We start from the raw sequence: 4,563 nt of genomic DNA on the forward strand, positions 1-4,563 counted from the left end.
GTATATACCATTATACAGGATATAGTGATATGGTGCCTCGTAACAAGACTGTTCTTCACCTGACCTTTAATGACAAGAGAGGAAAGAGCTAATGTTATCTAAATTTTTAGTTTCAATAGTAAGTTTTTGTGTTACTACTGTTTTAAATCCTTTGTTCGCAGCTACCAATCAACAAATCAACAAACGAATTGAGTATTTCCAGAAACAAATCAATCAATTTAAAATACAAAAAAAACAATCTCAGAATAAACTTACTTATAGATACTATTATCAAAAGTGTATCTGCCCAAATGGTACATCTATCTATCATATTTCTCATGTAGGGATAGGCCCTTATCTCAATACTCAAGAGGCTTTTAATGTATCAACACTTATCATCAATACTCCAACCATTCGAGAAGATGCTTGGATACTTCTTAATCAGTATCAATTAGCAGAGAAATGTAGTGGGATGGGAATCCCAACTTTTCCACTCCCACAGATAACCTTTAGTGGAAAATTAGAAGGCCAGGTAGGTTATAAGAGCACTTACTCAGGATCAAGAACAGTAAATATCAACTTTAGTGGCGCAGAATTAGATACCTATCTTCAAAAAAATTTATGGGTCTCTGGTTATATATCCTTAGATTATGATCCCAATGAGTTAGTGGACGGATCAGATGTATTTATAAATCGTGCTTTTCTTACAATAGGAAATCTAAGTCGATTTCCTTTTTATATAAGTATTGGTCAAGTGTACGTACCGTTTGGTCGGTATAATAGTTTAATGATTAGCTCTCCGGTAACTTTAGGACTCGGACGAACCCGTGCTCGCGCTGTGACAGTTGGGTACCAAACTAATAAGAACACTGTGCATGCTGAAATATATGGTTATCAAGAACTAACTAATAATCTGTCTTCTAGTAATCAAAACAATCAATGGGGGATGGATATTGGTTATGAATTTAATAATGGGGGGCAGGTAAGTGGTGAAGTAGGAGCAAGCTTGATTTCTAATCTCGCAGATTCAGAAGGAATGCAATCCACAGTATTTTTGCATAATAAAATCTTGGATCATAACATTCAAGCAATTAATTTTTACGGAAGTTTTTCAATTAACACTATGGTTTTCATTGCGGAATATGTAGGAGCTTTAAGGAGTTTTGATATTTCTAATGATATTAGGTTTGCCAACCAAAGCATTATTTGCCGACCTACTGCTTTTCACACCGAAGCAAACTACACCTTTCATATAGCTTCAAAGGTTAGTTCTCTTGGGATTGGGTACGATCATACCGGCCAATCTTTAGCTCTAGGCCTACCTCAAGAGCGCTATAGTATTTTCTATAATGTTAATATTTGGAGGGATACAAATTTTGCTTTGGAATATCGACACGATGTGAATTACTCGAGAAACTCAACTACTATTAGAATTCATTCAATCTACCCTTTCTCAGGTATTACTGATGATTTCAGTAAAAGCAATAACGTTGTAATGGCACAATTTGACCTTTATTTCTAAAAAATAGTTCATTATTTTAAAAAGCCAAATCCCAAATGTTATATTAATCATGTTTCACATATTTCAAATTTAGTTTACTAACGTTACTGCAGGATCTCTTGAGATTAAAAATTTTCCTATGCTCCTTGTGAGGTTTGCTATATATTTTAAAAATCTCTTACAACAGCAATCATTTATATGAAATAATCATCCAAGTTCCCTAAGGCAATCGTAATTAATTACTTTTTTAAGTTTTTGAGCAGATGATAAAAACATTTTGAATACCTTCTGATTTTAAGCTTACTATCAGAGTGATCGATACCCGCTCGATATATCCCTGCTTTATTTCAAGATAATACAGCTTGACATTTATTTTAGTCATGAGTAATAAAGATTGTTTTTTACAAACTAATTTTTATTCTTATCTCACTACTTCTGAAAAAATTTTAATTAATTTAATTAAGTAGTGTGTAGAAAAAATAATCTCATACATTGGCCATAAAATTTCAATAACAATTTTGATTCTAAAGTAAGATAGGTTGTTCTTTCTTGATAGCTTTATCATTCATGAAACTAGATTTTTAATTTTGAGTTTGGTAGCATTTTACTTAACAGGTAACTTAAATTTAATGCGAGTTCCCTAACTACAACAAAAATAATTAAATAAAAAGTATAGTTTTATGCGGGTGTAGTTCAATGGTAAAACATAAGCTTCCCAAGCTTAGAATGTGGGTTCAATTCCCATCACCCGCTGATGTATTAAATTTAAAAAATGTATAGAAGAAAATAAATAATAGAAAATAAATAAATATGAAGATATATGAAGATAAAAGTAATAAGAAATTAAATTTATAGAAATTTATTAAAAATTTATAGGAATGAATTCTCAAGAATTTTCACGGGCTGTATTACTTTGGTTTAAACGATTTGGCCGACACAATCTTCCTTGGCAAAAGGATATTACTCCTTATCGAGTCTGGGTTTCTGAGATTATGCTGCAACAAACACAAGTTAAGACAGTAATCCCTTACTTTAAACGTTTTATAGATCGATTCCCAACTCTTATAACTTTAGCCTTAGCAAATATTGATGAAGTTTTTTTTTATTGGTCAGGTCTAGGTTACTACGCCCGTGCCCGTAATCTTCATCGTACCGCACAAATTATTCACAAAAAATATCAGGGTCAATTTCCTAATGCAGTAGAAAATTTGACTTTATTACCTGGCATTGGCCAATCAACGGCCGGCGCCATTTTATCATTGGGAATGCATCGATATGCAGTAATTTTAGATGGTAATGTAAAGCGTATCTTAGCTCGTTATCATGCTCTGACTGCCCCGATTAATCAATCAGATGGGATCAATTTATTATGGGATTTAGCAAAAAAATACACTCCTCGGAGAGAATGTTGGAATTATAATCAAGCAATGATGGATATTGGTTCTATGATATGTACCCGTACAAAACCTAAGTGCGTTTTATGTCCTGTTAAAAAAAACTGTTTTGCTAATCAACAAGATCGTCAAACTGAATTTCCTGTCAAGACATCTAAAATCAATCAATTATCTAAAAGCATCTATTTAGTTTTATTACAAAATACCAAAGGCCATATTCTACTGGAAAAACGACCTCCTGTAGGAATATGGGGCGGATTATGGAGTTTTCCAGAATGTCCTATAGAGACAAATATCAAAAATTGGTATCGGAGAAAATTTAATATCAACGATACAATCAAACTCGAACGATGGAAGTCTTTCGTTCATAAATTTAGCCACTTTAAACTAGAAATTCAACCAATTTTACTAAAGCTTAGTATGAAATCTGTACAAATTATAGAAGATAGATTTCAAATCTGGTATAAAGAAGGGTCTCCTTTACCGGGAGGAGTTTCTGCACCGGTATCACGATTACTGAAACAATTAAACGCACAATACAATAAATAATATGAGTACTCGACGTATTTTCTGCCAAAAACTAAATAAAGAAGCTGATGCGCTAAATTATCAACCTTATCCAGGTGAATTAGGACAACGTATTTACGAAAAAATTTCTGTACAAGCTTGGGAAAACTGGCTTTCTCATCAGACTATGTTAATTAATGAATATCACCTAACTCTCATTGACCCCAAAGCTCGTCATTTCCTAGAACAAGAGATGGAAAAATTCCTCTTTGGAATGGAAAGTAAAAAACTGTCAAGTTAGCTCACTGAAGAAACTTAACTATTTTTGTTGACATGATAAGAATTTTCTTTGGAATTTTTTGGAACAAATGATTATCGAAAAGATCGTCTTCCTGATTCCCCTCAAAATAATGGAAACAAGCCCCTGAAATATTAAACAACAACACAACACTGATATTTATTCGTTATAGCTACGTGTGCCATTTAACGGGTAAAGCTAATATAAAATTTTAAGATTAAGGGTCTTCCCGTAATGGAAATGAATGGAGATTTTTAAGGATTAAATTCATTATAAACTTGAAATTAAGAAATAATATTGACTTTAAAGTTGACCTCAAGCAGCATAAGAGAAAGAGAACCTTTAACCGGCCAGATAGCTCAGTTGGTAGAGCAGAGGACTGAAAATCCTTGTGTCGGCAGTTCAATTCTGCCTCTGGCCACCATAAAATGAATCAATTACATTACATTTTTTATTTTCACAAAATTCAATAAAGTTGGCGTACTTGCTTTGCTATCCATATACTTTTTCATCTAGCGTTCAATAGTTTTTTAAACTACAACAGTTCTCTTCTAAAATTAAAAGTATACTCATATTTTACTCTAAATAACCTCTAATCACATAGAATAAAATACATCTCTATATGTCTCTCTATCATTTCTTTCATATTTAAGTTGATAATATACTTACACCTTATAAAGGTGTATTACTGATGACCGAACAATCAACATACTGACTTTTTTACAACAATATTTTTTATTAGAAAAATACTGATTTATTATCATACCCTAATATTAAATGTAAGAACTATATAATGCCTGACGAATATTATTTACGTGCAAATAATCCTCTAATCTTTTATTAATTAAGATTAATACACTTTTAATATAATCTATAGGTAATTG

Annotated in this window: 3 protein-coding genes and 2 tRNA genes; all 5 read left to right on the forward strand. The window is 32.0% G+C overall.

All coding sequences use genetic code 11. The annotated features are described in order from the left end of the window. Positions 1-91 precede the first annotated feature (91 nt). The 5 genes from CLERM_RS03480 (at position 92) to CLERM_RS03500 (ending at position 4,103) form a co-directional block, all read left to right on the forward strand. Positions 92-1,501, forward strand: coding sequence for an LbtU family siderophore porin (locus tag CLERM_RS03480; protein WP_102157200.1), 1,410 nt, complete (start codon positions 92-94; stop codon positions 1,499-1,501). 661 nt (positions 1,502-2,162) lie between these two features. Continuing rightward, positions 2,163-2,233: transfer RNA gene (locus CLERM_RS03485), tRNA-Gly, on the forward strand. A gap of 125 nt (positions 2,234-2,358) precedes the next feature. Continuing rightward, complete coding sequence (gene mutY / locus CLERM_RS03490) at positions 2,359-3,423, forward strand: A/G-specific adenine glycosylase (RefSeq protein ID WP_102157201.1); 1,065 nt, start codon at positions 2,359-2,361, stop codon at positions 3,421-3,423. A gap of 1 nt (position 3,424) precedes the next feature. After that, positions 3,425-3,682, forward strand: a complete 258-nt coding sequence (locus CLERM_RS03495; RefSeq protein WP_102157202.1) for an oxidative damage protection protein — start codon at positions 3,425-3,427, stop codon at positions 3,680-3,682. Positions 3,683-4,027: 345 nt separating this feature from the next. Beyond that, positions 4,028-4,103, forward strand: a tRNA-Phe gene (locus CLERM_RS03500). Positions 4,104-4,563: the final 460 nt, after the last annotated feature.

Origin of the sequence: Coxiella-like endosymbiont (assembly GCF_002871095.1) — a bacterium.
Classification (GTDB): Bacteria; Pseudomonadota; Gammaproteobacteria; order Coxiellales; family Coxiellaceae; genus Coxiella.

What these genes read in the sequence shown, in the direction of transcription:
- CLERM_RS03480 (WP_102157200.1), top strand. Translation starts at nt 92, where the DNA reads ATGTTATCTAAATTTTTAGTTTCAATAGTAAGTTTTTGTGTTACTACT.
- mutY (WP_102157201.1), top strand. Translation starts at nt 2,359, where the DNA reads ATGAATTCTCAAGAATTTTCACGGGCTGTATTACTTTGGTTTAAACGA.
- CLERM_RS03495 (WP_102157202.1), top strand. Translation starts at nt 3,425, where the DNA reads ATGAGTACTCGACGTATTTTCTGCCAAAAACTAAATAAAGAAGCTGAT.